Source organism: Myroides albus, assembly GCF_024722315.1.
Lineage (GTDB): Bacteria > Bacteroidota > Bacteroidia > Flavobacteriales > Flavobacteriaceae > Flavobacterium > Flavobacterium album_A.
In genome coordinates, this window is sequence record NZ_CP102754.1 from 3,245,931 (window position 1) to 3,271,783 (window position 25,853).

General features: G+C 34.3%; 23 protein-coding genes. 12 read left to right on the forward strand and 11 right to left on the reverse strand.

All coding sequences use genetic code 11. The features are described from left to right. The 4 genes from NWE55_RS14395 (at position 1) to NWE55_RS14410 (ending at position 3,764) form a co-directional block, all read left to right on the forward strand. Positions 1-696 carry a DUF4294 domain-containing protein gene (locus NWE55_RS14395; protein WP_155092214.1) on the forward strand — a complete coding sequence of 232 codons (696 nt, stop codon included), beginning with the start codon at positions 1-3 and terminating at the stop codon, positions 694-696. Between the two features lie 49 nt (positions 697-745). Further along, entirely contained in the window at positions 746-1,828 is a 1,083-nt protein-coding gene (gene dnaX / locus NWE55_RS14400) for a DNA polymerase III subunit gamma/tau (RefSeq protein ID WP_155092258.1), read from the forward strand. A gap of 62 nt (positions 1,829-1,890) precedes the next feature. After that, positions 1,891-2,922, forward strand: coding sequence for a DUF8439 domain-containing protein (locus NWE55_RS14405; protein WP_258204316.1), 1,032 nt, complete (start codon positions 1,891-1,893; stop codon positions 2,920-2,922). Between the two features lie 11 nt (positions 2,923-2,933). After that, on the forward strand, positions 2,934-3,764 hold the full coding sequence (locus NWE55_RS14410) for a CvfB family protein (protein WP_155092216.1): 831 nt from the start codon (positions 2,934-2,936) through the stop codon (positions 3,762-3,764). A gap of 283 nt (positions 3,765-4,047) precedes the next feature. On the opposite strand, the gene NWE55_RS14415 is transcribed toward NWE55_RS14410, so the two are convergent. The 4 genes from NWE55_RS14415 to NWE55_RS14430 all read right to left on the reverse strand — a co-directional run bounded on the left by NWE55_RS14415 (position 4,048) and on the right by NWE55_RS14430 (position 7,418). Then, positions 4,048-4,932: a PepSY-like domain-containing protein gene (locus tag NWE55_RS14415; RefSeq protein WP_258204317.1), complete on the reverse strand. Its 885-nt coding sequence runs from the start codon at positions 4,930-4,932 to the stop codon at positions 4,048-4,050. Between the two features lie 7 nt (positions 4,933-4,939). After that, positions 4,940-5,392, reverse strand: coding sequence for a PepSY-like domain-containing protein (locus tag NWE55_RS14420; RefSeq protein ID WP_258204318.1), 453 nt, complete (start codon positions 5,390-5,392; stop codon positions 4,940-4,942). A gap of 62 nt (positions 5,393-5,454) precedes the next feature. Continuing rightward, positions 5,455-6,732: a sensor histidine kinase gene (locus NWE55_RS14425; protein WP_258204319.1), complete on the reverse strand. Its 1,278-nt coding sequence runs from the start codon at positions 6,730-6,732 to the stop codon at positions 5,455-5,457. Between the two features lie 2 nt (positions 6,733-6,734). Then, complete coding sequence (locus tag NWE55_RS14430) at positions 6,735-7,418, reverse strand: response regulator transcription factor (protein WP_160340120.1); 684 nt, start codon at positions 7,416-7,418, stop codon at positions 6,735-6,737. Positions 7,419-7,793: 375 nt separating this feature from the next. On the opposite strand from NWE55_RS14430, the gene NWE55_RS14435 reads away from it, so the two are divergent. Beyond that, complete coding sequence (locus tag NWE55_RS14435) at positions 7,794-8,711, forward strand: helix-turn-helix transcriptional regulator (protein WP_258204320.1); 918 nt, start codon at positions 7,794-7,796, stop codon at positions 8,709-8,711. A gap of 226 nt (positions 8,712-8,937) precedes the next feature. Here the strand turns inward: NWE55_RS14435 and NWE55_RS14440 are convergent, their stop codons facing one another. The 4 genes from NWE55_RS14440 to NWE55_RS14455 all read right to left on the reverse strand — a co-directional run bounded on the left by NWE55_RS14440 (position 8,938) and on the right by NWE55_RS14455 (position 15,529). After that, positions 8,938-10,305 carry a RagB/SusD family nutrient uptake outer membrane protein gene (locus NWE55_RS14440; RefSeq protein ID WP_258204321.1) on the reverse strand — a complete coding sequence of 456 codons (1,368 nt, stop codon included), beginning with the start codon at positions 10,303-10,305 and terminating at the stop codon, positions 8,938-8,940. Between the two features lie 19 nt (positions 10,306-10,324). Continuing rightward, entirely contained in the window at positions 10,325-13,402 is a 3,078-nt protein-coding gene (locus NWE55_RS14445; RefSeq protein ID WP_258204322.1) for a SusC/RagA family TonB-linked outer membrane protein, read from the reverse strand. A gap of 79 nt (positions 13,403-13,481) precedes the next feature. After that, positions 13,482-14,849, reverse strand: coding sequence for a sensor histidine kinase (locus NWE55_RS14450; protein ID WP_155092223.1), 1,368 nt, complete (start codon positions 14,847-14,849; stop codon positions 13,482-13,484). Between the two features lie 2 nt (positions 14,850-14,851). Further along, on the reverse strand, positions 14,852-15,529 hold the full coding sequence (locus NWE55_RS14455; protein ID WP_155092224.1) for a response regulator transcription factor: 678 nt from the start codon (positions 15,527-15,529) through the stop codon (positions 14,852-14,854). A gap of 671 nt (positions 15,530-16,200) precedes the next feature. Here NWE55_RS14455 and NWE55_RS14460 point away from each other — a divergent pair. The 7 genes from NWE55_RS14460 to NWE55_RS14490 all read left to right on the forward strand — a co-directional run bounded on the left by NWE55_RS14460 (position 16,201) and on the right by NWE55_RS14490 (position 23,523). Continuing rightward, the gene (locus NWE55_RS14460) at positions 16,201-17,313 is read left to right on the forward strand and encodes a sensor histidine kinase (RefSeq protein ID WP_230381520.1); all 1,113 of its coding nucleotides are present in this window, start codon (positions 16,201-16,203) and stop codon (positions 17,311-17,313) included. Between the two features lie 11 nt (positions 17,314-17,324). Then, positions 17,325-17,840 (forward strand): LytR/AlgR family response regulator transcription factor, encoded by a 516-nt coding sequence (locus tag NWE55_RS14465; protein WP_258204323.1) that lies wholly within the window; start codon positions 17,325-17,327, stop codon positions 17,838-17,840. A gap of 85 nt (positions 17,841-17,925) precedes the next feature. After that, positions 17,926-19,095 (forward strand): IS4 family transposase, encoded by a 1,170-nt coding sequence (locus tag NWE55_RS14470; RefSeq protein WP_160339887.1) that lies wholly within the window; start codon positions 17,926-17,928, stop codon positions 19,093-19,095. A gap of 73 nt (positions 19,096-19,168) precedes the next feature. After that, positions 19,169-19,438: a LytR/AlgR family response regulator transcription factor gene (locus NWE55_RS14475; protein WP_258204730.1), complete on the forward strand. Its 270-nt coding sequence runs from the start codon at positions 19,169-19,171 to the stop codon at positions 19,436-19,438. Between the two features lie 683 nt (positions 19,439-20,121). Further along, on the forward strand, positions 20,122-21,324 hold the full coding sequence (locus NWE55_RS14480; RefSeq protein ID WP_160339241.1) for an ImmA/IrrE family metallo-endopeptidase: 1,203 nt from the start codon (positions 20,122-20,124) through the stop codon (positions 21,322-21,324). Positions 21,325-21,334: 10 nt separating this feature from the next. Then, positions 21,335-21,826, forward strand: a complete 492-nt coding sequence (locus tag NWE55_RS14485) for a hypothetical protein (RefSeq protein ID WP_258204324.1) — start codon at positions 21,335-21,337, stop codon at positions 21,824-21,826. A 113-nt stretch (positions 21,827-21,939) separates the two neighbouring features. After that, on the forward strand, positions 21,940-23,523 hold the full coding sequence (locus NWE55_RS14490; RefSeq protein ID WP_258204325.1) for a P-loop NTPase fold protein: 1,584 nt from the start codon (positions 21,940-21,942) through the stop codon (positions 23,521-23,523). Positions 23,524-23,688: 165 nt separating this feature from the next. Here NWE55_RS14490 and NWE55_RS14495 read toward each other — a convergent pair whose 3' ends face one another. The 3 genes from NWE55_RS14495 to NWE55_RS14505 are packed head-to-tail and all read right to left on the reverse strand — an operon-like array spanning position 23,689 to position 25,847. Continuing rightward, entirely contained in the window at positions 23,689-24,753 is a 1,065-nt protein-coding gene (locus NWE55_RS14495) for an ankyrin repeat domain-containing protein (protein ID WP_160339925.1), read from the reverse strand. A 31-nt stretch (positions 24,754-24,784) separates the two neighbouring features. Then, entirely contained in the window at positions 24,785-25,180 is a 396-nt protein-coding gene (locus NWE55_RS14500) for a hypothetical protein (protein ID WP_258204326.1), read from the reverse strand. A gap of 7 nt (positions 25,181-25,187) precedes the next feature. Next, complete coding sequence (locus tag NWE55_RS14505; RefSeq protein WP_155092234.1) at positions 25,188-25,847, reverse strand: J domain-containing protein; 660 nt, start codon at positions 25,845-25,847, stop codon at positions 25,188-25,190. Positions 25,848-25,853 lie beyond the last annotated feature (6 nt).

Here is a 25,853-nt window from a genome sequence, read left to right on the forward strand (position 1 = left end):
ATGAAACGATTTGTTTTGCTTATTGTTTGTTTCGCAATTTATCCATGTCTTGGACAGGAAAAAGAGCTATTGCCTACACCGGAAATTCCCTCTGAAGTGATTATTGATGGAGATACAATTCAAAGTGTATCTATGCCTGAAATATTTATTGGCGTAGACATGAAAGAAGAAAAGTATCGTAGAGATATGATAATTCTTCGCAATCGCATTCGCCGTGTTTATCCTTATGCTAAAGCTACAGCTCAGAATTTGATAATCTTGAACGAAAACCTAGAGAAGATAGAGTCAAAAAGAGATAAGAGAACCTATATCAAGCGATCTCAAAAGTATCTGGAAGGGCAGTTTAAAGAAAAACTGAAAAAGCTCTCGCGTAACGATGGTAAGATATTATTAAAACTGATTGACCGTGAAACAGGTCAAACTGCCTTTCAGCTAATCAAAGAGTTTAAAAGCGGTTGGACTGCCTTTTGGTCTAATACAACCGCGAGAACATTTAGCTTGAATCTCAAAAGTGAATATCATCCAGATATAGATTTAAACGACTTTTATCTTGAAACTCAACTCCAATATTTGTTCTATCGATATGAAATAGAATATAGTAGGGGAGCAAGAGAAATAAAGTTTAACGATTTGAGATTATTGTGGCAAGAGAAAATAACAGAAGATCAATTTTTCCCATTAGAGTTGCGCGAATAATTTTCGCAATATGAAAATTAAAATTACCTTTGCCCTAATATTTATGCTAATGGAACAATTTATCGTATCTGCCCGAAAATATAGACCACAAACATTTCAAGATGTTGTAGGCCAACAAGCTATTACCAATACTTTGCTAAATGCTATAGAGACCAATCACTTGGCTCAAGCTTTGCTTTTTACTGGTCCAAGGGGAGTTGGAAAGACTACTTGTGCCCGTATTTTAGCAAGAAAGATAAACCAACCAGGTTATGATGATCCTACAGAGGATTTTACTTTTAATGTCTTTGAATTAGATGCCGCGTCAAACAACTCCGTTGATGATATACGTAATCTAATAGATCAAGTAAGAATACCTCCACAGACAGGAAAGTACAAAGTGTATATTATTGACGAGGTTCACATGCTATCTTCAGCAGCTTTTAATGCTTTTTTAAAGACGTTAGAAGAACCTCCAAGACATGCTATATTTATTTTAGCTACTACTGAGAAACACAAGATTATTCCTACGATTTTATCGCGTTGTCAAATTTTTGACTTCAAGAGAATCACGATTAACGATGCAGCAAATCACTTGGCACTTGTGGCAAGAAGTCAGGGAATTAATTATGAAGAAGACGCCTTGAGAATCATTGCTCAAAAGGCTGATGGAGCGATGAGAGATGCGCTTTCTATTTTTGATCGCGTAGTGTCTTATTGTGGTAGAAACCTAACTAGACAAGCAGTTGCTGAGAATTTAAACGTATTAGATTTTGAATACTATATTCGTGTAACAGACTTGATTTTATCAGGTAATATTCCGGCTTTATTGACTGCTTTTGATGACATCTTGGCAAAAGGTTTCGATGGTCATCATTTTGTTGCTGGTTTAGCTTCTCATTTTAGAAACCTGATGGTTGTTAAAACTCCTGAAACAGTATCATTACTGGAAGTAGGAGAACATGGAAAACAATTGTTTGTTCAACAGTCGCAAAGAGCACCTTTCCCTTTCTTATTGAGTGGAATTGAGTTAGCTAATGACTGTGACTTAAAGTACAAAGCCAGTCAGAATCAAAGATTATTAGTAGAGCTTTGCTTGATGCAGTTAGCTTCTTTAGCCATTGATGGCGAAAAAAAAAAGATGAATCAATAATTGTTTCTCCAGATCGATTAAAAGAAATCTTACAGCAATTACCACCCGTAAATGTTGAAGGGATGCTTTATCCTCTTAGTGCAGCTGTTGATCTGAATCAGTCATTTGACAATAATCAACTGCAGCAAGGTGGCGCTCCAATGCAAAACCAGTCATTTGATAACAACCAAATGCAGCAAGGTGGCGCTCCAATGCAGAATCAGTCATTTGATAACAACCAAATGCAGCAAGGTGGCGCTCCAATGCAGAATCAGTCATTTGATAACAACCAAATGCAGCAAGGTGGCGCTCCAATGCAGAATCAGTCATTTGATAACAACCAAATGCAGCAAGGTGGCGCTCCAATGCAGAATCAGTCATTTGATAACAACCAAATGCAGCAAGGTGGCGCTCCAATGCAGAATCAGTCATTTGATAATAACCAAATGCAGCAAGGTGGCGCTCCAATGCAGAATCAGTCATTTGATAATAACCAAATGCAGCAAGGTGGCGCTCCAATGCAGAATCAGTCATTTGATAATAACCAAATGCAGCAAGGTGGCGCTCCAATGCAGAATCAGTCATTTGATAATAATCAACTGCAGCAAGATACTACTCAACAGAATCTTCAAGGTTCATTTGCTCAAAACAATAAACGCGTAAATGCTTTATCACTTTCAAGTATCAGAAAGAAACGGGAGTTAGAGTCGTCTTTAGAAAAGAATATTGTCGATCCTGAAGATTTGCCAAGGCTGTTGTTTTCATTCGAGCAAATGATGAACGAATGGCAGTTATATATGCAGAAGTTAAGTCGAACTGGTTATATGTTGATGTCTTCGTTGATGGGAATGACTCAACCAAGGTTGGAAAAACACATAATTTATTTGGAATTGCCAAATCATGGTTCGAAACTGAGCTTTGATGAGAATAAATATGAGTTAGTAAATCACTTAAGAAAAAAACTGAGCAACTATGATATTGAAATTATCATAGAAGTGAATGAAGAAATAAAATTAGTAAAGAAAGTATTTGATAATAAGGATAAATTAGATCATTTTATTAAGTTGAATGAGAATGTTCGTTTGCTTAAAGAAACATTTGATTTAGAATTTTAATATATAAGTATATGATTAAGATAGGAGATGACAATACGCTAAAGATAGCCAGAACAACGAGTGTAGGTTTATACTTAACAGATGGAGAGAAAGATATTTTACTTCCAAATAAATATGTACCAAAGAAATTTGAGATAGGAGATGAAATTGTAGTATTTGTTTATTTAGATCAAGAGGAGCGATTAATTGCTACTACATTAGAACCGTATATCTACATCAATGAGTTTGCTCTTTTACAAGTTAGCTATATCAACGAGTATGGTGCATTTATGGATATGGGCTTAGAGAAGGATTTATTTGTTCCTTTCAGAGAACAAGCAAGACCTATGAAAGAAGGACACAGATACTTAGTATATATGTCATTAGATGAAAAGTCAAATCGCTTGGTAGGATCAAGTCGTTTGAATCAGTTCTTGGACAATTCTGAATTAACTGTAAATGAAGGTGATGAAGTTGAACTGGTAGTTTCACATATTACGGAATTGGGGATTAATGTCATTATCAATGACAAGCACAAAGGGTTAATCTATAAAAACGAGGTATTTGAAGATTTGCGTACAGGAGATCGAGTAATAGGATATATTAAATCTATCCGACCTGATGGCAAAATAGATGTAACGAGAAGTAAGGTAGGATATGACGGGGTGTTGGATAGTGCAGGTATAATCTTAGCTGAATTAGAAGGCAATAATGGCTTTTTAGGATTAACGGACAACAGTCATCCAGAAGACATTAAAACAGTGCTTAATATGAGTAAAAAGACATTTAAGAAAGCGGTTGGTACGCTGTATAAAGAAAAGAAAATAGTTATTACAGATAAGGGAATTGAACTTGTCAAGTAATAAGAATGAAAAGGCCTTGTAAAATGAATTACAAGGCCTTTTCTTTTGTATGTGTATTTGGAATAGTGTAAAAGTCGCATTTAGTATTATATGGTATTATTTTTACTCAAAAAACACGAAGGTTTAACTAATTTAATTCTCATTTTGTGAAATAAAAGAGTAGCTTGCGGGTATAATTTTTCTTTTTACACAGTGTCGACAATTGAGTCCCCAAAAACCAATTTGATTGGTTGTCAATTGTTGAAATACAAAAAGCAGGTAGTCCCAACTACCTGCTTTTCTATTAATAATCTATTCTTAAGAACTTACCACTTAAATCGAATTCAAGATCTATTTCTTGTCTTCCTTTTTCAAGTTCCACTTTGTATCTATTGTAATCTTTTTCAACAGATGCTAATTTATACTCTCCGTAATGGCTAGTTACGTATTGTACTAATTCTGCTGGTAAGAAAGCTGTTGGTAAAGTTGCTTGTCTTCCTGCTTCGATTTCTCTCCAATCTCCTTGTTGGTTAAACTCGATTGATGTTCCTGAAGATAAATAGATGTCAAATTCTACTCGGTTGTCATCTATTTCTTTTTTCACGAATGTAATTTCTTCATTTGCAAAATTAGCACTTACAAAGTCTTTTGCCTTTTGTGGTAACTCATTTGCAGAAACTACTTGCTCGTTGTCGTGTTTGTCAATATCTAAGGCAATGAAGTTTTGGTTTATATCGAAGAACATCTCTAATCCATTGTTCAATTCAATCTCGTATCCTCTTCTATAATCTCTATCAATTTCAATGATGAAATAGTTTGGATAATTAGTCTTTACGTATTGGTTGATTTTAGCAACTTCTTGCTCTAAGAAAGCTTCAGGAATAGCTGTTTTATTTATTGTTTCTACTTCAGTCCAATCTCCATTTTCATTAAAGTCGATCTTTACGTTATTATCCAAAGTAGTAGTGTACTTTGAACCATAGTAGTTCTCATGATTTACTTTTCCACTTTGCTTAACCAAACTTGCAGGAAATACTCCTTTTAAAAAATTTTTGGTTGTAGCAGGTAGTTGTTCTTGATCTATTGTTTCGAATCTATTAGAATCGTTGCTGTTGTCATCTGATGAGCATGCTGTGAAGTTTAAACCTAATAAGCATACGGTTGCTAATAATAAAATTCTCTTTTTCATAGTGTTATTAATCATCAATTCTTGTAAAATTTCCTTTTAAGTTAAAAACAAGCTCTAAGCTATTAGATAGTTTTACATCGTACTTGTTGCTGTCTTTCTCAATTTTAATGATTTGAGTATTAGGAAAGTTTGTTGTAACGTACTTAGAAATACTTGGCAAGATAAAATCTGTAGGAATTCCCTTTGCTTTATTCTCAACCTCTTCCCAGTTACCATTTTTGTCAAAATCGATTTTAGTTTGATCTTCTAATACAACAGTGTAATCTGTACTGAACCACTCTTTCTCTTGAGTGATATAAGAGATCGTTTGCTTAGTAAAGTTTTTGTCTAAAAACTCAATTGCGTTCTTTGGAAGTTCTTGTTTTTGAATTTGAACTGTTTGTGCTTGCGTAGTGTTAATACTTAATAAAGCAATAGCTATAAAACTTGCACTCACGAATAATCTTTTTAATTTTCTCATAACATTGTTTTTGTTTATTTGATAGCAAAGTAAAAACAAGAATCTGTAAAGAATTGGGAATTTTAAAAAGAATAAGAAATTTTAAAACAATGATAATTTTGATGATAATAATAGTCGATAGACAATCCACTTGTTTCCTTGATAATCGTTTGAACAAGAGCAAGTCCAAGCCCAGTGGACTGTTCATTTGTAGTAGATCTATAGAATCTATTATAAATAAGGGCGGGATCTAATGCTGGTGAATAACTGGTGTTTTTAATTAAAAAATAATCTGAATTTATCTCAATCTCAATCTTTCCAGATTCAAAATTGTGGTTAATAGCATTTTTGAATAAATTATTAAATAAGGTAATTGCCAGCCCTTTATCCATAGTGATAATTAGTGGATTGGGACTAATCTTATTTACTGCGACACTTATTTCTTTGAATTCATAGATGTCTTCAAATTCTTCAATAGTTCGTTGTATTAAATCATTAAAGTTAATTGATTCAACCTGTGTGTATTGATGATTCTCAATCTTACTGAGCATCAATAGTGATCGATTTAGTTTAATCAAGCGATTTAAACTTTGGTGTACACTGACTAACTGCTCGATTTGCTTGTCTGTCAAATTTGTATCCTCAAATAGTAGCTCAAGTTTGTTAGTAGCAATTGCCAAAGGGGTTTGCGTTTCATGGGCTGCATTAGAGATAAACATCTTTTGTTGGGTAAATGTATTCTCTATGTTGTGGATCATTCGCTTAAGTTCATCTTCTAAAGCTTTAAACTCTGTTACTTTATTGGTTGTTTCAGGCTTGAAGTCATTACCTACTCGGTATGCTTTTAATTTACTAAGCAAACTGTGGAAAGGCTTCCAAACTCTTCTCAAAACGATATAGTTGATTAAAAAAATACTGAGCAATAACATAAAGTAAAGTGCTAATACAGCAAGTCCAAAATCTTGTAGTAATTCATCTGCTTCGATTGTAGAGGTTCTTATCTCTAACTTGTAATTATTCTCATTGCTATCTTGAAAGAAGGTGGTTAAAATACGCATCGGTTGTTCTTCATCGTCATAAGGGAGGAAGACCATTTTTGTAACAAAGGAATTTTTTGTTGAATATTCTCCAGGTGGAAGAGCAGTAATGCGAAAGTTATTTAGCCCAAACTGTGGCTTATTCCTAATTTCGGGGTTATCATAAGCTTTCTTGATAATTTCAATTTTGGTATTCTTTAAACCATCGTCTATATTATCGTAGACCTCATCAAGTAAAATTGTATAGAAAAGTGCTACCCAAATAGATAAGACTATGAGTATTCCTATAGTTAGATACTTTTGAGTATGGTGATGCAGTTTCATTGTTATTCCCCTTCAGTTGTTAATTTATACCCCATGCCATAAATAGATTTAATCTCTAAATCGGCTTGGTATTGCTTTAGTTTTTTGCGCAAGTTCTTTACTTGAGAATAAACAAAGTCGTAACTGTCTACTTCATCCATATAATCACCCCATATATTTTCAGCAATTGCAGCTTTGGTTAACAATCGATTCTTGTTGATTACTAAATATTGTAATAAAGCAAATTCTTTATTGTTCGTCTCCATTTCTTTGCCATTGACAAGAACTGTAAATTCGTCTGGAAATAGTTCTAAATTATTTATTTTAATACTGTTATTTCCATTTTGATTCTTTCTTCTCAAGACCGACTTTATCCTTGCGTGAAGTTCTGATAGGTGAAATGGCTTTGTCAAATAATCGTCTGCTCCCAACTCTAATCCACTTACTTTGTCGTCAATGGAGTCTTTGGCAGAAACAATAATTACTGAATCGCTTCTTTCTATTTCTTTTATTTCTTTGAGTAAGTCAATGCCATTGCCATCAGGTAACATGATGTCGAGTAAAATACAATCGTAATCAAAAGATGATATCTTGTGTAGTGCATCTTTGTAAGTATTAGCTACTTCGATTACATACATTTCCTTTTGTAGTGACTCTTGAATCGTTTTCTGTAATTCTTTTTCGTCTTCTATTATTAATACCTTCATATTTTGATGCAATTTGTTATAAAAGTAAGTTTTTTATCATTTACATAAAAATGAATAGGCTAAATAAAAGTATCAAATCAATTGTGAACTCAGGGGCGAAATTTGCCCTTATAGTGCTTAAAGTATAAGTATTCTCCAATTGCGACTTAAAATAATTTAACAAATTTTGGCACGCCTCTTTAATTGTTGTGTTTTTACTTGTAAATCAAGACATTGTTACTTTTAATATGTGTAATTTTTATTTGGTACAGTGTATTTATTCGCAAAACGAACTTTTAAAAAGCTTTGTTTACTCATAAAATCGCTTGCTTCACTAAATATTTTTGTTAATTCTATTCTTAAAAACTTACTTTCGCATTCCAATATAGGTTTTTAATGTTCAAACAACACAACTTAATTGGAACTATGAAAAAATTGCGCTACTACTTTCTAATTTTAAATTTCTTACAAAAAAATCAATATCCTTCGCGGGAGCAATTATTAGCACATTTACAAAAGTACGATATCGAAATTAGCGAAAGAACTTTATATCGAGCATTAAGTGAATTGAGTACTGATTTTGGTGTAGATGTTAAGTTAGACAATAGACAAAAAGGATATTATATCCCAACAAAATATCAAGTAGAAACTGAAATAGTTCTCAATTGTTTAAAGAATGCGGTTACGGCTGATATTTTAGCTACCACACCCAAAAAGAGAACCTCTATTACACCATATGTTGAGTTTTCTGATAGAGCAGGAACAGTTCCTATTGAGTTAATTCAGTTGCTATTTAGAGCTATGTTAAGGAATTACAAGGTTAAATTTACCTATCATACTTTGTATGAGAACAAAGAAGAAGAACATTTAGTTTCTCCTTTGTTCTTTAAGCAACATCATGGAACGTGGTTTGTGGTTACCAAAGAAGACAAAGAGTTGAAGTGTTTTGATCTTGAGAGAATGACTGATATTTCGATGACTAAGGATAGGTTTAGAGACAATGTAGAAAAGATTCGCTTACAGTATTCTGAAGTGATAGGGTTGCACCTTGTAGAAGAAGAGTTACAAAAGATTGTATTGTCATTTGATAGAAATCACAAGCACTATTTAGAATCCCTTCCATTGCACCATTCCCAAGAAGTGATAGAGGAGCAGCAGAATGGTCGACTTAGAGTGAATTTAATGGTTAGACCGAATGACGATTTAAAACAAATAATTTTAAAGTTTGGCAAAGCTGTAAAAATTGAAGAGCCAGTAGCTTTAAAGGAAGAAATTATACGTGAACTGCGCCAAGCCATTGATGTCCATGCGTAAGCACTTACAATACATTAATTGGGGAATTAATGTTTATATTACTTGTACTATGGGTGTTTTTCAATGTTAAGCAAGTAATATGGTTAGTTTGTTTCTATAAATAGCAGGCGGGGGTCTGCTATTTATTTTCACTACCGCATTGGTAATCTGATTCAAAGTAACTATTCAAAAAAAGGGATTGACCATTGCTGATCAATCCCCAATCACTATATAATGAAAAATTCAATTACTTTAAATTTGGATTCGCTTGTATTTCTTTTTGTGGAATAGGCAATAGGTAGTGCTCATCACTATTGCTCAATAGGTTGGAATCCATGGGACTTACTAAGTCGTTTTGGTTGCGTTGAATATCTTTTCCCAATCTTTTTAAATCAAAGTAGCGATGCCCTTCATAGGCAAATTCAAGTAAGCGTTGTTGTTCAATTACTTTCTGATTGATTGATTCTATTTGCTTTTCGGTTAGGTATCTGTTTGTCAAAATTGTGTTGACATCACTTAGCGCCTTGTCAGATTGACCAGTTGCTAAATAAGCTTCGGCGCGAATAAGATAAGCTTCACTTGTTCGGAAAACCTTATAGTCGTTTATTCTATTATTGCTTTGATTTCCTCCGTATTTGACAATGTATTTGTTGTTTTCTTGTCCAAGAAAACAAGTGTTTCTCACATCATTTTGATCGTAGGATTCCCTTATTTTTTCAGAGCTGTAGAACAAGGTCTTACCTGTGGCATAGTTATACCATAAGGTATTGGGTCTGACTTTGTCCTGGGCGTTTCTCTTTAGTTTAAAGAGAACCTCATCTTCATTGCTATCTGTCCAGATGTTTGCATAGTTTTTTACATTAGCCAAAGCTTGATGTTCAATTATCCAACTACTGTAATGTATAGCTTTTAGGTAATCTCTTTCATATAAAGCTATTCTTGCAGATAGTGCAGCAATAGCACTTTCGCTTAGTCTGTTGTTGGTCGAATGGGTTAGTTGATCAGTTTGATCTATATCTGACCACAAGTTATCATAGAAGGTTTGTAGCGTAATTTTACCAGGTTTGTAGAAAACATCTGTTGTGGTGATATAAGGAATGGTTAGGGCTTGTTTGGATTGATAATCCCCAGGGCCGAAAATTCTGTGCAGTTCAAAGTGAATTAAGGCGCGAAGACCGTGTAACTCAGCAAGCATTGAGTTCAAAGCTGCTTGATCTGACGCTCTTTCTACAGGTACTTTATGGGCATTGATTAGTAAATTGTTGATGCGGTAAATGTGATTGTAGTAATTGCTCCATATTTCGGAAAGTATTTCGTCATCTGAGGAGTAAGTCCATCGATGTAGATTAACTCCATATCCATCAACGCCATTATTCTCAGGCGATAGTTTACATTCATCAGCTAATATGGAACCAATCAACGCACTGTATTCTAAGTGTAAATCTGCATAGGTTCCCAATACAGCATATTCAAAATTCTTGACAGACTTGAAGATGTGCTCTGAATCTACATTGTCCTTTGAATCTATATCAAGCATCTTGTCACAACTTGTAAATGTTAGTAGAGACAGTAAACTCAATATAGATTGTGCAAATAATTTATAGGTGTTTTTCATTTTTATTTTTGTGTATGTATTAGAAAATAACTCTTACCCCTGCTGTGAAAGTACGAGGTAGGGGATACTCGTATTCGTACCAATTGTTGTCGTCTTCTGGATCTTGTCCTTTCCATTTGGTCCATGTAACTAAATTTTGACCTTGTGCAAATACATTGATTTCTTTGATAAACTTATTGTACCTTCCAAAGTCTTTGAACTTATAGTTAACAGTCAAGTTTCGAAGTTTGACGTAGTCTGCTCTTTGAAGTTCTCTATCAGTCATATATCGAGCATAGTTGGCCCCTGGATTTTTACTTTGATCCCCTGGCTTTTGCCACATATCTAACATGGAAGTAGATTGGTTGTATATGCGGTAATTTGGATCAGCTGCAGTGCGATAAAACTCTCCCGTATTGAGTCTATACATACCGTGAATGAAAGAGAACAAAGCACTTACTTCTATGTTCTTATATCTAATGTTAGTAGTGAATCCTCCTTTGATGGCTGGGTCATAGGAGCCTTTGACCAATACGGCATTATCAGGATCATAGGTTGTTGTGATATTGCCCTGTTTGTCTAAATATTGAGCAGCGCCCGTTTGTGAATCTACACCTGCCCATCGCACCATGTAGAAGTATCCCAACGGTTTACCCACTTGATGAATAGAGTAGTCCTCTGTGATTATTTCATCTTCCTCTCCTAAGCTTAATATTTTGTTCTTATTGTAGGCAAAGTTTACTCCTATATTCACATTCCAATCTGACTCTTTGATAAGATCTCCTGAAAGGCGGATTTCTATCCCTCGATTTCTAATCTTTCCCATATTGTCTGATATGGATTCAAATCCAGAGGTCATCGATAGGCTTCTGTCTATAAACAAGTCGCTGGTAATTCGGTTGTAGAAGTCAATCTCACCGACTAAGCGATTTTTGAATAAACCAAATTCTACACCTATGTCCAATATTCTATTCATCTCCCAGTTGTAATGAGGGTTACCGGGTGTTGTGGGTACCAGACTTGTTTGCCCATTGTATTGTCCAGGTCCGTATAGACGTCTATATCCAAAATCACTGGCAAATCCATTGGCATTTCCCGTTAGACCATAGCTGGTGCGAATTCTTGCCATAGAGAGTACATCAATATCTTCAAGGAAACTTTCTTGTTTGATATTCCAGCTTGCTCCAAAAGCATAGAAGTATTTGTAGCGATTATTTGAAGGAACACGTGATGAACCGTCGCGTCTAATACTACCCGAAAATGTAAATCGGTTTTCAAACGAGTATCTGACCAGTGCTAACTGGGAGAGTAATAGATTCTCTGTAGCGCTACCACTGACTTTGGGAATAAAGTCATTCTCTGGAGTACCAGGAGTTATACCTCCTGCGGTGTGATCTAACCCATCTATTAGACCATAACCAGTGAATCCATGGTAGTTGTACTTCTGTCTATTGATCTCTACCAAAGCCATCGTTTCGATTTCATGTGCATCCCAGCGGTATTTATAGTTAACCCCGAAGTTGGCCATCAGACCTATATTGGTTTGATCTCCTTGACTAAACATTCCCTTGCCGCCTTCTTCGACCAAATCTCCAAAGTATGTATCTGGTTTTATAATATGAGTATTGGCTATTTTGGAGTAGTCAACACCTATTGTACTGGTTAACTTTAAGTCATCTGTTAGCTCGAAACTAAAGTTTCCTGCCAAGACTCCTCTTTGTTGTTTCTCCTTTCTCTTTACATCTTGGTACATTTGCAAGGCATTGGTTCCAAATCGATTCACTCCAGGAGTTAGATTGCCATATTGATCATAAGGATTTTCATAGGGCAAGGCAAAGTAAAGTGACGCAACAGGATTTGTTTCACTTACGTCAAAGTCCGATTCAGACACTTGACTATTGATATTGGCAAGGTTGATAAAAAAGTTGGAATTAAATCTTCCAGATTGATGGTGTATATTGCTATTGACATTGAATTTTTCAATGCCTGAATTGTACAGTACACCTTCTTGTTTGTAGTAGTTTAAAGAAGTGTAGTGTTGTGTATTGCTGTTTCCCCCATCGAAAGTTAGATTATGTGATTGTGTAATGCCTTTTCGCATCAACTTTTTTCGCCAATTGGTATTTGTGTTTCTCAGTGCAGCTAATTTTTGATCTCCTTCAATATAATCTTGTTCTGTTTTCAGCACTTCTTGAGCGTTGACTATTTTATAGGGATTTTGTCTTGAGTATGCCCAGCCTGGCATATCTTGGTCTTGTAACATTTCTTCAAATTGCAGGCGCTGGTCTGTATTCATCATGTCCCATTTAGAATTGTTGACATTGGAGAATCCGTATTGCGTTTGGTAGGTTACTCGCATAGAATCACTTTCGCGATCTCCGCGTTTAGTTGTAATGACAATGACTCCATTGGCACCTCTTGAACCATATTGTGCCGTAGCTGCAGCATCTTTTAGGACAGTTAAGTCTTCAAAGTCATCAGGGTTTAGCGCAGTGAAGGTAGCTGCCGAGATAGGCATGCCATTTAGAATGTACAGCGGCGTTGTTTGCTCGTCTTGTAAAGAGCCTATTCCCCTTATAGTTACGCGACCAGGTGTTCCGGGTTGACCAGAAGGAGAGGCAACGTATAAGCCTGGAACTTGTCCTTGCAACGCTTGATCCATAGAGCTTACTTGTACCTTATTGATACTTGCTGCCGCTATTTTTCCGACTGATCCTGTTGTTCTTGCTTTGGATTGTTTGGTGTATCCTGTGATGATAATACCATCTAAGAGATTATCCTCTACATCCAAGTCTATAATGGTTGGTATATTGTTATCTGATAAGGTTATCTCTTTGGTTAAATAACCCAAATAAGTAATTCTAAGTTTTACTTCATCCGTGTTCTGATCAGCGATTTGGAAGGTTCCATCTTCCGTGGTGAACAAATATTGGTTGTGAGTGATGTCTTCAATAGTAACCCCTACAAGAGGTAACTGGGTTTCTGCATCTCTAACCAAAATAGGTTTTCGCTGGTCATTAGCATAGATAGGGCTCTGTAACCCAATGCACAGTATAGCGATCCATAAAGTTGTTTTAATTCTACGCATATAATAAGTCTTATAAGTATTTCGATTCATACTTGGCAAACTTACGCGCACCTAATTAGAGGGAGTTAAAGAAGACTTTAGAGAGTGATTAAAAAGAGATTAAAAAGTTTTAATCTCTTTTTATAAGCGGCACCGAAATTGTCACTATCGTATAGTGGTTTAACTGAGATTCTATCTTCATATCGCCTTTGTGTAGGTTTATAATTTTTGAGGAAAGAGATAAACCTAATCCCGTTCCCTTAATTCCAAAGGCGTTGCTTGAGCGAAAGAAGGGCAAAGTCAGTTTATCTAAGTCTTCTTTCTTAATCCCTATTCCGTAGTCTTTTACTGTTATGACAATATGGGTTGGGGTTGTATGCAAGGTTAGATCAATAGTTTTATTATTCGAAAACTTATCAGCATTCAAGATGATATTAGAAATGGCTAATTCTAATAATTGACTATTTCCTTGAAAGTATAAGTTGTGTAAGTCTTCTTTGGTGTGAATAGAAAGGTTGATATTTATATCCGTCTTATGAGCAATTAAGTGATCTATGGTGGACCACCAAAATTCTTCAAAACAGACTTTGTTCAGTGGATATACGCTACTGTCTATTTGCGATAGAGCCAGCAGATTGCTAATAATCTTATCCATGTGTATGGCATCTTTGACAATACCTTGAAGGACTTGTTGATACTCTTGTGTATCTCTTTTCTGACGCAGGGTTATTTCTGCATTGCCAAGTACAGAGGCAATAGGTGTCTTTAGTTCATGAGAGGCATGGGAGACGAAAGCTTGTTGGTTTTCGAAGGTTTCGTGTAAGCGTTTGAACAGGGAATTGATAGTGATACTAAGGGTGTGAATCTCATCTTTAGACATATCCTCTGTTGGAATGGGTCTTTCGAGGGTCTGTACATTTTTATCCTGGATGTGATTAATGATATTGGTAATGGGGGCAAGGAGGTATTGGGCAAACAAACGCGATAAGAAAAAAGTGATTAATAGCGCGATGATTAAGCTAATTAACATGACTGTTTGCAATTGGCTTAGGGCTGCTGTCCCCACTTCATCCCTGGCTTTTGCAATGATTATAAAATTGCCTTCGTTATCCTTATAGTAAATTCCAACGATGTACTCATCGCCATTTTTAATGTAAAGTTTGTGTTTGTCATTAATCGTTTCTAAGGTTGCTCTGTCCCATTTAAGTTGTCCTTCTTGGATAAAAGTAGGAGAGTAATCTTCAGCATTGTATATCCTAATTTGCTCTTGGGGAAGTGTACGCGGAAACTTCATCAAGACTTCACTGTATTGTTCGGTTGTAAAATTGTCTTCTGCTAAGTAGTTATGCCCAACAGTAAATGCGCGTTCTTCTAATTGGCGAAAAAAGTTGTTTTGCCAATGAGAGGAGACAAGCATATAGATTGTGGCTAATACTCCAAGAAGTAAAATGGCAAATAACCCAAGAAATTGCAAGGATAAACGGGTGCGTATTTTCATTTTTAATCGGCGTCTTTAAGTATATATCCCATTCCGATAACCGTGTGAATTAAAGCTGTAGGGAAGTCCCTGTCTATCTTAGTTCTCAGGTAATTGACATATACATCTATTAGATTTGTTCCTCTGTTGAAACCAATTCCCCAAACTGCTTCTGCTATCTGAGTTCTGGTTAAAACTCTGTTTTTGTTAACCAAAAAGTATTCCAATAAGGTGTACTCTTTTTGGGTAAGGCTAATTTCTGTATCTCCACGAGTTACTATTTTCTTATAGCAATCCATTTTTAGATCTCTTGCTGTATAACTCAAGGTAGGCATAGCCATTTGATTCCTTCTTGTGATAGCTTTAATTCTCACCAGCAGTTCTTCAAAGTGAAAAGGTTTTGTCAAGTAGTCATCTGCTCCTTGGTTAAAACCGTTGATTTTATCTTTAATAGTTGATAAAGCTGTCAACATCAGAATAGGGATGTCTGATTTGTATTTTTTTACGTGGTGACAGATTTCAAAACCATTCATATTAGGCAGTATGACATCCATGATAATTAAATCAAACTCCTGTTCCATGGCAAGTTTTAACCCCATTGTACCTTCATAGGCTAAGGTCACACAGTGTTGGCTTTCTTCAAGGCCTTTGCGAATGAAGTTCGATACGCTTACTTCGTCTTCAATTAATAAGATATTCATAGCAACTGTTGTTTCTCAAAAGCAAAAATAAAATATATAAATACTTGTTTTTCAGCATTAAAGAAATTTAATGTAGTATTAGAGTTAGATTAGAATACTTGCTTTAAGCCTTGATTATTAGTTGTTTTTGTGATCTGTAGTGTTTGTTTACAAGGTAGTTTTATGCGTTTTGGGTATTATTTTTTTACTTGAGAAGTTGAAAAAAGGCAATTTATTATCTATTGATTTTAAAAATGGAAAGGTTTTTGTATTTACAAGAAAGAATTAATTACAAATTGTAATTTTTTGTTTTGGTTTGTCGGATAGAGGGCGGCTCCCTCTATCCACTTTCAAATCAGAAATTTCTTCATAGGTTTTGTTAAAAGTGTTCTAGGTTTAAGTAGAGCCATTGCTAAAAGTGATGGCTCTTTTTTCTTACCCTATACCCCAAGATGAGAAGGCGTGCTTATCGCAGTAAAATACAAACTATTTGATAAAGAGAAGTTTATCTGTTTTTTAGTAGGAGAAAGTATATACTGTCACTGGATAATTGTACGTTTGGCTTATAAGTTAAAATTACTTTGTATTTTGGCGGCTTATTTTTACGTTTCATCTTGTGAAATTTCAGTTTGAGTTAAAGTTTTGTATGATTAAAGCCAAACAACTATTATTTTTGTATCAAAATAGAAACAATGGCTAAGAACAAGAAAGTTGAAGAATCCATGTTCATCAAACACTATCGTTTGATGGTGATTCCTTTGGTATTAGTTCTATACCTATTTTCTCACTTTCTTTTGAATCCTTACGATCCAGAGTGGTATTACATAGAGGGAGAAAGCGAGATATTTGAATCGATTCTCTTTTTGATAGCCTATTGTGCTATTATTACGGAGATTAGCTTATGGGTAAGTAGAGTACTTAATAAGTGGATCCCCTGGGATAAGTCGGCGGCTCTTCGTGCCATTGTACAAGTACTGGCTCTAATAGGCTTGATATTTATCGTGTACTTCGGGATTAATTTGGCTTTTTTGGTCTGGATACCTATAGATAGAAGTAACGGTTTGGCTTTAGAGGACAAAATTGACTTGTGGCAATCTTTGATTATCAGCATTAATACGGCTATTTTTATCAGTGCAGTTCACACAGGGTATTTCTTGATAAAGAATTGGAGGGATTCTATGATGAAAGCGGCTGAGCTACAACTAAAAGCCGAAAAGCTTGAGCGCATCGCCAGTCAAGCTGAACTTGAATCTTTGCGCATGCAGTTAGATCCTCATTTTTTGTTTAACAACTTTAGCACGCTTTCTGAGTTGGTGGTTGAAGATCAGGCTATAGCTATCAAATTTATCGATAATTTGTCTTTAGTTTACCGCTATATGTTATCCAACATACGAAAGAACGTGGTTAGCCTAAAGGAGGAATTGACTTTTGTCGAATCATATTTTTATTTGATTCACGAGCGAATGGGAGCAAAGGTGCAATTGCACATTAATATAGATAAAGAACTTAGTCAGCAGTTTTATGTTGCACCAATCTCACTGCAACTATTGGTTGAAAATGCTGTAAAGCACAATAGAGCATCAAAAGAATGTCCATTAGTGATAGATATTTACATTGATGGCAATTTTGTAATCGTTGAGAACAATATACAGCCCTTGGTGGTTTCTATTCCTTCTTCGAAAGTAGGATTGAGCAATATTGATGATCGCTATAGACTGCTCAGTGAGGCTAAAGTGATTGTAGAGCAAACAGAAGTTTATTTTAAAGTAAAATTGCCTCTGTTATTAAACAGACAGGCAAAGTAAAAAAGGATAGTATGAGGGCATTAATTATTGAAGATGAAATTAGAAATGCAAATAAATTAACTCGTTTATTGCAAAGTATAGATAGTCAAATAGAGGTTATTACCGTACTGGAAAGTGTGAAGGAGAGTGTAGCGTGGTTAAAACAGTCAGAAGCTCCTGATTTGATATTTATGGATATTCGATTAGAAGATGGTTTGTGTTTCGAAATATTTGAGGAGATAGATATTCAAGTACCAGTTATTTTTACTACTTCCTACGATGAGTACGCGCTAAAAGCGTTTAAAGTCAACAGCATTGACTATATCATGAAACCCGTACAAGAGGAAGATCTAGAGAGAGCCTTGAACAAGTTCAAGTCAAGACAAGTTGTCCCGTCATTTACTGATTCTATCAAGGATATCCTGGGACATCTACACAAGAAAGAGGTCACGCATCGCTCTCGTTTTTTGATACCTTACAAAGATGGATTTAAAACCGTAAAGGTAGAGGACGTAGATTTTATTTATTCAGAACCAATAACGTCCTAAACGTTTAAAAAAAAGGTACAAAAAAAGAGAGTAAATTAAGGATCTCAAATTATCTTTGAGTTGCACACCAAAAAACACTCTCTCTATGACAAATGTAACTTTATTTTCTCAAATAATCCAAAAACTAGATCGTTCAAAGTTTAAGAAAATAGTAAAGGAAAGGCAAACAGATAAACACAACAAGGGTTTTGATAGTTGGAGTCATTTAGTATCTATGCTATTTTGCCATTTTGCCCGTAGTAAATCTGTTCGTGATATTAGTAATGGCCTTCGCTCTGCTACTGGAAACTTAAATCATTTAGGTTTAACTATAGCCCCATCTAAATCATCAATCAGTTATCAGAATAAAAAAAGATCCCATGAGCTCTTTAAAGAGTACTATTTTACTTTGCTCGAAAGTTTAGGACAGCATCCCAAGTTTAAGCAGGTGAAGTTCCGAATCAAGTCAAAAATCCTGTTATTAGACTCCACAACCATATCTCTGTGTTTGAGCATCTTTGATTGGGCAAAATACAAGACCAATAAAGGTGCTGTTAAAATGCATACACTCCTTGATTTTGATGGGAATTTACCAGCCTATATTAATATTACAAATGGTAAAACGGCTGATAATAAAGGAGCTTATGATATCCCATTACTCAAAGGCAGTGTTATAGTTGCTGATCGATTCTACAATGATTTTAGCCTTTTAAATGTTTGGGACAGCAAACAAGTATTCTTTGTGATTAGACATAAAGACAATTTGAAATTTGAAACTATTAAGGAATTAGAGCTTCCAGAGAACAGACATCAAAACATCTTAAAAGATGAGTTAATTAGCTTAACTAATACAAGGTCAAAGCAGATATATCCGAAAAAATTAAGGCGTGTAGCAGTGTGGGATGAGCAAAATAATCAGGTCATTGAACTCATTACCAATCAATTTAATTGGACTGCAAATACTATAAGTGAATTGTATAAAAGTAGATGGATGGTAGAAATATTCTTTAGAGATTTAAAGCAGTTACTGCATATCAAATCTTTTATAGGAACATCTGAAAACGCTGTGATGATACAAATTTGGACGGCGTTAATTACCATTTTAATACTAAAAGCATTGCGAGCACAGTCTAAATTCAAGTGGCATTTATCCAATTTAGTCGCTTTTATAAGATTAAATCTCTTTGTGAAGATTCAGCTGAAATTATGGCTCGATAATCCGCTAAATGAAGTAGAAAAACCACCTCCTAAATTACAACAGGGGGTTCTGTTTTAAAAATCATCATATATATACTCGTATCCTACTAAAGTGGGAGGATATTCTATGTACTAAATTTATTTAGGACGCTATTGATTCAGAACAAAAAATTACGCATTTGTGTTTAAGTGATAAGTCTGAAATGATTGTAAGTCAAACGATGGATGAATTAGAAGAAGAACTTGACTCTACCGTTTTTTTTAGGGCAAATAGACAACATATTTTACACATTGACAGCATAGGGAGTATCCACAATTACTTTAATGGAAAATTAAAAGTAGTACTTGTAAATGATCCCGATAGAGAAATTATTGTGAGTCGTGAGAAGGCGCCTCTATTCAAAAATTGGCTTAATTCCTAAGCCAATTTTTTTATTGTAACTTTATTCAATGATTTTGCAATTAACTTCGTTAGAAGTAGTGTATCCAAATTTTGGATATAACACATTTCTTTGGTTGTATCTTCCCTTTTTTTCTACTTGGTAAAAACCGACATAAATAAGCCAAAATCAGCTTATTTCACCCCTTCGTTATTGAAACATAACTACCACTGAAACCAGTAATAGCCTTACTTTCGTTGATTTAACTAATTTGATGCAGCGGCTTTTGTTCGGATATTGGTGCGACAATGTACGGTATTTACTGGGAATGAAGGCGTTTCTCCGAATCATCCTCCCACTATCTCCGAACACCCCCCCTATCAGCTTGGTATTGACTACCGATATCGTGTCTAATTCTTATAAGTAGTTTTGCTTCGAACTTTGTAATTGTCTTATCGTCCTCAGCAGTCTAAATAGGGAAAACTCTTTGTCGGTTAATCGTAAACTGTCAAACAAATAAACGATACTCAATTTTAAAAACTTTGAACAGTGGTCTGTCGGTATTTCCGACAAACCACTTTACTCAAATAATAGAGGTGTTTACGGATTTCTGTAAGAATATTAGTTATTAAATGAATTATTTTGCAAACCATTGTCCTTTTTGGGACAATGGTTTTTGTTTTATATAAAATTATTTTGTATTTTTGTCCTAAAATGGACATGTTATGAGAATTGTAAAGGGTAATTTTAAAGACGATAGGTATCAGGGGTTGTCGATTGCCGAGATGCTCAGTGGTTATATAGAAGAAAATAATCTGTCTGAGTTAGGCTTAGCAACTATTTTAGATATTAATAGGAAAACACTTCGATCTATTCTTGAAGGGGAGGATATGAAGATGAGTATAGCAATCAAGATATCAAAACTGTTGAATATTAGTCAAGATACTTTAGTGCATAGCTTTGAGAGACAAGTGAAAGAGGAAAGTGGTGCGTACTTTGATTTTACAACTAAGGTATCTTTTCTTTTAGAACATTTTGATTTAGCAGAATTAAAAGCGAATAAGGTTATCAGTAGCACTACAGACTATAGTACGATAGATAAAGAATTGTGTACTTATTTTGGTTATAATCATATCACAGAATATGGTGACCAATCTATTAAAACTCCTTTATTTAGTAAGTCTAAGATGAGTGTTAGACCCAGTAAAGAACAAAAAGCACAAGATTTTTGGATTAAATCTAATCTCTTAAGTTTCAGTAGAATTGACAATCCAAATGAATATAATAGAGAGCTATTGATTGAGTTTTTGAAACGAATCAAGACACTGACGAATGATGTTAAAGATGGTTTTAGTCAGGCTCAGTATGTTCTTTTTCAATTGGGGATTACTGTCATTGTGCAATCTTATTTGAGCAAAACTAAGGCTTTTGGGGTAAGTATGATTGTAAATGATAAGCCTTGTATCGTGATTACCGATATGGGAAAACAGTATTATAAATTGTGGTTTACTCTGCTACATGAACTTTATCACGTATTAGAAGATTACGATTACCTCAAGACAGCGAGTTACCACATATCAGATATGGAGAATAAAGATTTGTTTGTATCAGAGGACAATGCCGATGCTTTTGCTCGTGAGGTGTTTGTGAGTAAGGATAAAATGCCGATGCTACAACAGCTAATAAATAACCCAATTAAGATTAATAAATTAGCAAAGGGGTTAGATATGCATCCTTCGATGTTATACGGCGTTTACTTAGATTGTGCAGATAGAGCAACTCAGACGAGGGATTTCCCCCGTTTTGCTAAGTATTTGCCAAATTCGGCAGCTGCTATTAAGCCAATCATATTCGATGCTATAGGTAAGAAGAGTATCGATGCTGCTGTGCAAGAAATGAAAAAGAAATTAAATATACTAACAGCTTAATCAGTTGGCTATGGGAATAGAAAAAAAGAAGATAGAAGAGTTAATCTCTACTGCGAAACGCATTACAGAGGCACAAAAAGGTAATTCGGAAGCACTATTGATAGAAATTGGACAAGACAAAGAGGATTCTCGTTGGACAGCCCTTTTGGAAGAAGATACTTTACAAGATCCAGAGAAATCGTATGATTTGTTTTATAATGGTATTCAATCACTTTTACTTAGTTTACTGCCTAAAGGAGAGCAACGAAGTGTGATCTTAGAGCTAAAAACTATTATGCTAACAGGTAAAGAGCTGAGTAGCATAAGTAGTGGTACACGCGGTGCTGACTCTCGTATGTCTAAAACTAAAGATATGGAGGCGATGATCGATACATTGTCACTGTGGAGTACTACACCTCATGATTTCTTTAAACTGGCAACTTTGTTATTAGAGAAGAATAAAGAGTTAGGTTATGTACCAAGTGAGAGAATGTTAGGGGATTATGTGAAGGGGAGGAAATAGTAGATTCTTAAATTAATATATTCGTTACATCAGTATAGACGGAATACTTCCGTCTAACATGCAATTAGATTCATGGAATTAATAAGATGTGGATGGAAGAGAAATAGAAGATTATGACACAAAAAGAAAGTATAAAAATACCTAACGACTCTATTATAACGGAGTTTAAAGAACACCTTGATTTAGAGTTTAACCAACGCATATTATTCACTGCTCCTTTTGGGGCAGGGAAGTCTACATTTATTAATGACTTTGAAGATAAGTATAAAGATGAATATCGCTTTATAAGACTGTATCCAGTAAACTATGCTGTATCTGCTAATGAGGATATATTTGAGTTAATCAAGTTTGATATTCTGTATGAGCTGATGGCGCATCATAATGAAGAAATAGCTTTAGCAAAAGTAGACTTTGACTTTTGGTTGCGTATGTCCATGTTTATGCAGAATAAGGCAGATTTAATGCCTTTGTTTTTGCATATTATTTCTCTTCATGAGACAATCGGTAAACCTGTAGCAAAGTTTATCGAAGTAGTAAAACCTTTAGTAAAGGACTTTAAAGAATATAGTAAGGAAATAAATATAGACGAGTCAAGTGATGTATTTGGCTTTTTAGAAACATTCGAAAGTAAGAAAGGTAGTCCTTATGAAATGGATGCGACTTCACAGTTTATCTTTAATTTGGTTGATAGATTAAAAGGGGATGTATTACCAGATCAGGATAAAATAACTAAAGAAGAAGGTAAGAAGAGAACGAATAAGACAGTATTAGTTATAGATGATTTAGATCGTTTAGACCCTGACCATATCTTTAGGTTGTTTAATATCTTTTCTGCTCATACACATTCAATAACAGGAGAGAATAAGTTTGGTTTTGACAAGGTTGTTTTTGTCTGTGATATAGAGAATATCCGTAAGATCTATGCACATAAATATGGAGTAGGTGTTGACTTTTCGGGGTATATGGATAAGTTCTATTCTGTGAAGCCTTTTATCTATGATAATTTCAAGTATTTAACACAGAAAATTACTGCTATTATAGATCAATCAGTATTTATAAATTCATCAAAAGAAGAGATAGTTAAACAAGATTTGGTAGTGCATTTATTATCAGCGGTTTTGAAGATTTTATCAAAGAATAGAACTATTAACTTAAGAAGTCTTTTTAAGAGCAATACTTTTATATTATCAATAGAAAGGTATGTTAAAATTAATAGAGGCATAGTTTTATCGAAGGATAAAATATCTCTTGTAATAGTATTTGAAATTATAAGTGAGATGTTAGGTGGATGGGGACATTTAGAGAAAGCATTACTTAAAGTGAAGGATAATTTCTATAATCAACAATATTTTGATAAAAATCAGGAATTTCTAAAAAAATATAGTTTAGTTACTTACCCATCTCGTTATAGACATGAAATAGACGATATAAGGGATGAAGTTTTTAAAGTTTTCGTAGCCGAATATTTAAACAATGAAGACAAGACAATAGAAGGAGATAAATATATTCAACTACATGAATTTAAACTAAATGTTATTTATAATTTAAATAATGAAGATATAGATGATTTTAGAATCAAATATATAAGAGAAATAGGGGGTAATGAGGATATAGATTATAAAGTGAATTATGATTTATTGCTTATAGAGGCATTTAGAAAGCTACAAGGATATGGCTTTATTCCTTATACTAAGTAAATCCATGTAGAATATCATATATGTAATACATATTCAGATAAATCTATAGTATTGAATACAGTGGCTTTTGGCATTTATAGATAACTACGAAGTCGGGAGACTCCGTAGAGGAGGAAGAGGTACTGTAAGGTAACCTTTTTTGATAGTTATTTAATTCTATTCTTTCTAATTAAAGAACTTATCTAATTGTCTAGTTGGACTTGCAATAAACTCTTCGAAAGTGCACAGATCTGTAAGCTGTTGATGTTCTAAATCATAACAAGCTATTTTCTTAGCCTTTGGATTCCAAACAATAATAGTATCTGTGTAATCTCCAGTTTGTTTAGAAATGCGAAGTAGTTTCTGCCTTGCAAATTTGAACGCAGCTGTCTCGAGTAAGGTAAAGAACTCAATATACTCAAAGTCTGAATCAGGTAAGTCAATGCGTAAATTATCTCCTTGTAAGAACTCTAAAAGGACTTTAGGTAGCTTATAGGCTTTTAACTCATCGAGTTTATTACTTAGATTGTGGAAATCTGCTGGTTCTATAGACTTAAAGTAGTCTGCCATTTCACTATCTGCTTTCTCTAAAGCAATACTGTATGGACGCATGCCATCTTTCTCAGCGAGTGTTACATCTGCACCGTGTTGGACAAGGTATTTACACATGTGAAGATCTACATATCTTGCAGCTACACACAGCGCAGTAGGTTTAAAGGGATACACCATATCGGCTTTATTGTAATTGATGTCAACATTAAAAGAAATAAAGAAGTCTAATACTTTATAGTTACGATCGCTAACTGCTTGACGAAAGGCTAGACCACCATATTTCTCTACTGTATGTCCTAAGCTGTGGATAAGAGCTAAATTATCATAAGACTTGCCATATAAAGCTTGCTGAAAAGCATCAGATTTGAGGTGATTTACTACATTTACTTTAGCTCCATGTGCTACTAGATAATTGATAATATCCGCCTTGCAATAGCGAACAGCACTTAAAAAGCTGGGATTGTCTTTTGCATTTAGGTTTACCCCTTTACTAATAAGCCATTTAAGAGTATCGAAGTTTTCCATAATTAGAGCTAAATCTAAAGGAGACTCATCGGTATGTTTTCCAATAGAAATCTGTTTCTCAATATCCCAACCTTCAGCATAATACTGATCTAATAGAGTAATATCTCCTGATATAATTGCATTGACAATAGGGGGAACGGTTTTAAATGTCCCAATATCCTTTAAGCTTACCATGATTTATGGTGTTTTAAGTATAAATAATATTTTAATAATCAGATGTTTGTTTATCAATTAGATAGGTTTGATATAAGTTATTGAAAAAACGAAATATACCATATAAATAAGAACCAATAACTAGGGATAAAGCTATTTTTATAAATAAATAAATAACCCAACCTATAATAGGTAAAAATAAAAAGAATTTAGCAGTAAAATTATGTAGTAATTTCCAACCAGCTACAAAAGAAAAGCCAATATAAAAAGCCATAGCATAAAGTGATAAAAGATTGTTCCATGTAAAAGAATCTTTCGAGGGGTAGGATGGACTTGTTATCATAAAATATGCTAATAGAACACCGATTATTCCAGCGATTAACATATCTCTATTATCTTTTTTTAGACGTTCTTTTTTTTGTAAAAGATTGTAATATTTTTCATTCATAGTCTTTTTATTTACTTATTTTTCGTTTTAAGACATAGCCAGTTTGTATATTATCTGCATTGAGAACTTGAACCTTAAAAAAATACTTAGTAGCGCCTATACTATCTAAAGGTTGTCCTTGTGCTAATTCACCTATAGGGTGTGTTTGACTATCAGGAGAAGGATATAAACTAGTTTTAGAAGTTGTTTTCCATTTTGTAGTTTTTATATCTTTGGGTTTAGCAGTTACTTTCTCTACTGTGTAAGGGTTGAAAACAATAGCAATTAGTAATGCAATTCCTACAAGTTTTAAGATATTAGCTAACGATAAAGCTCTTTTTGTCTTTCTATTTTTTAAATAGTCTAGTTGCCTTTTTGAATAGTCTATAAAATCAAATAGTTGATGACGTTTTTCAATCCAATTATCAACATTAGGATTGAGAATAACTCTTTTATGTTTGGTGTTTTCTTGGGAAGAGTGTGTTTTATAGTTGTAATTTAGGTCATGGTTAGAGAGTAGATTCTCATATGCTTGATTAATTTTCCTAAACATATTAGTAAAAAACTCATCTCCACCGGTTCTATCAGGATGATATTGTTTTGCTAATTTTCTATAAGCTAGTTTAATTTCATCAATAGAAGCATTTTCTTCAAGGCCTAATATAGTATATGATTCTTTTTTATTCATTTGCTT

Excerpts from the sequence above, each read along its gene's own strand:
- NWE55_RS14465 (WP_258204323.1), top strand. The coding sequence starts at position 17,325 with ATGAGGGCATTAATTATTGAAGATGAAATTAGAAATGCAAATAAATTA.
- NWE55_RS14425 (WP_258204319.1), bottom strand. The coding sequence starts at position 6,732 with ATGAAACTGCATCACCATACTCAAAAGTATCTAACTATAGGAATACTC.
- NWE55_RS14420 (WP_258204318.1), bottom strand. The coding sequence starts at position 5,392 with ATGAGAAAATTAAAAAGATTATTCGTGAGTGCAAGTTTTATAGCTATT.
- NWE55_RS14410 (WP_155092216.1), top strand. The coding sequence starts at position 2,934 with ATGATTAAGATAGGAGATGACAATACGCTAAAGATAGCCAGAACAACG.
- NWE55_RS14455 (WP_155092224.1), bottom strand. The coding sequence starts at position 15,529 with ATGAATATCTTATTAATTGAAGACGAAGTAAGCGTATCGAACTTCATT.
- NWE55_RS14460 (WP_230381520.1), top strand. The coding sequence starts at position 16,201 with ATGGCTAAGAACAAGAAAGTTGAAGAATCCATGTTCATCAAACACTAT.
- NWE55_RS14415 (WP_258204317.1), bottom strand. The coding sequence starts at position 4,932 with ATGAAAAAGAGAATTTTATTATTAGCAACCGTATGCTTATTAGGTTTA.
- NWE55_RS14470 (WP_160339887.1), top strand. The coding sequence starts at position 17,926 with ATGACAAATGTAACTTTATTTTCTCAAATAATCCAAAAACTAGATCGT.
- NWE55_RS14500 (WP_258204326.1), bottom strand. The coding sequence starts at position 25,180 with ATGAATGAAAAATATTACAATCTTTTACAAAAAAAAGAACGTCTAAAA.
- NWE55_RS14495 (WP_160339925.1), bottom strand. The coding sequence starts at position 24,753 with ATGGTAAGCTTAAAGGATATTGGGACATTTAAAACCGTTCCCCCTATT.
- NWE55_RS14405 (WP_258204316.1), top strand. The coding sequence starts at position 1,891 with ATGCTTTATCCTCTTAGTGCAGCTGTTGATCTGAATCAGTCATTTGAC.
- NWE55_RS14445 (WP_258204322.1), bottom strand. The coding sequence starts at position 13,402 with ATGAATCGAAATACTTATAAGACTTATTATATGCGTAGAATTAAAACA.
- NWE55_RS14490 (WP_258204325.1), top strand. The coding sequence starts at position 21,940 with ATGACACAAAAAGAAAGTATAAAAATACCTAACGACTCTATTATAACG.
- NWE55_RS14395 (WP_155092214.1), top strand. The coding sequence starts at position 1 with ATGAAACGATTTGTTTTGCTTATTGTTTGTTTCGCAATTTATCCATGT.
- NWE55_RS14480 (WP_160339241.1), top strand. The coding sequence starts at position 20,122 with ATGAGAATTGTAAAGGGTAATTTTAAAGACGATAGGTATCAGGGGTTG.
- NWE55_RS14435 (WP_258204320.1), top strand. The coding sequence starts at position 7,794 with ATGTTCAAACAACACAACTTAATTGGAACTATGAAAAAATTGCGCTAC.
- NWE55_RS14430 (WP_160340120.1), bottom strand. The coding sequence starts at position 7,418 with ATGAAGGTATTAATAATAGAAGACGAAAAAGAATTACAGAAAACGATT.
- NWE55_RS14485 (WP_258204324.1), top strand. The coding sequence starts at position 21,335 with ATGGGAATAGAAAAAAAGAAGATAGAAGAGTTAATCTCTACTGCGAAA.
- NWE55_RS14450 (WP_155092223.1), bottom strand. The coding sequence starts at position 14,849 with ATGAAAATACGCACCCGTTTATCCTTGCAATTTCTTGGGTTATTTGCC.
- NWE55_RS14440 (WP_258204321.1), bottom strand. The coding sequence starts at position 10,305 with ATGAAAAACACCTATAAATTATTTGCACAATCTATATTGAGTTTACTG.
- dnaX (WP_155092258.1), top strand. The coding sequence starts at position 746 with ATGGAACAATTTATCGTATCTGCCCGAAAATATAGACCACAAACATTT.
- NWE55_RS14505 (WP_155092234.1), bottom strand. The coding sequence starts at position 25,847 with ATGAATAAAAAAGAATCATATACTATATTAGGCCTTGAAGAAAATGCT.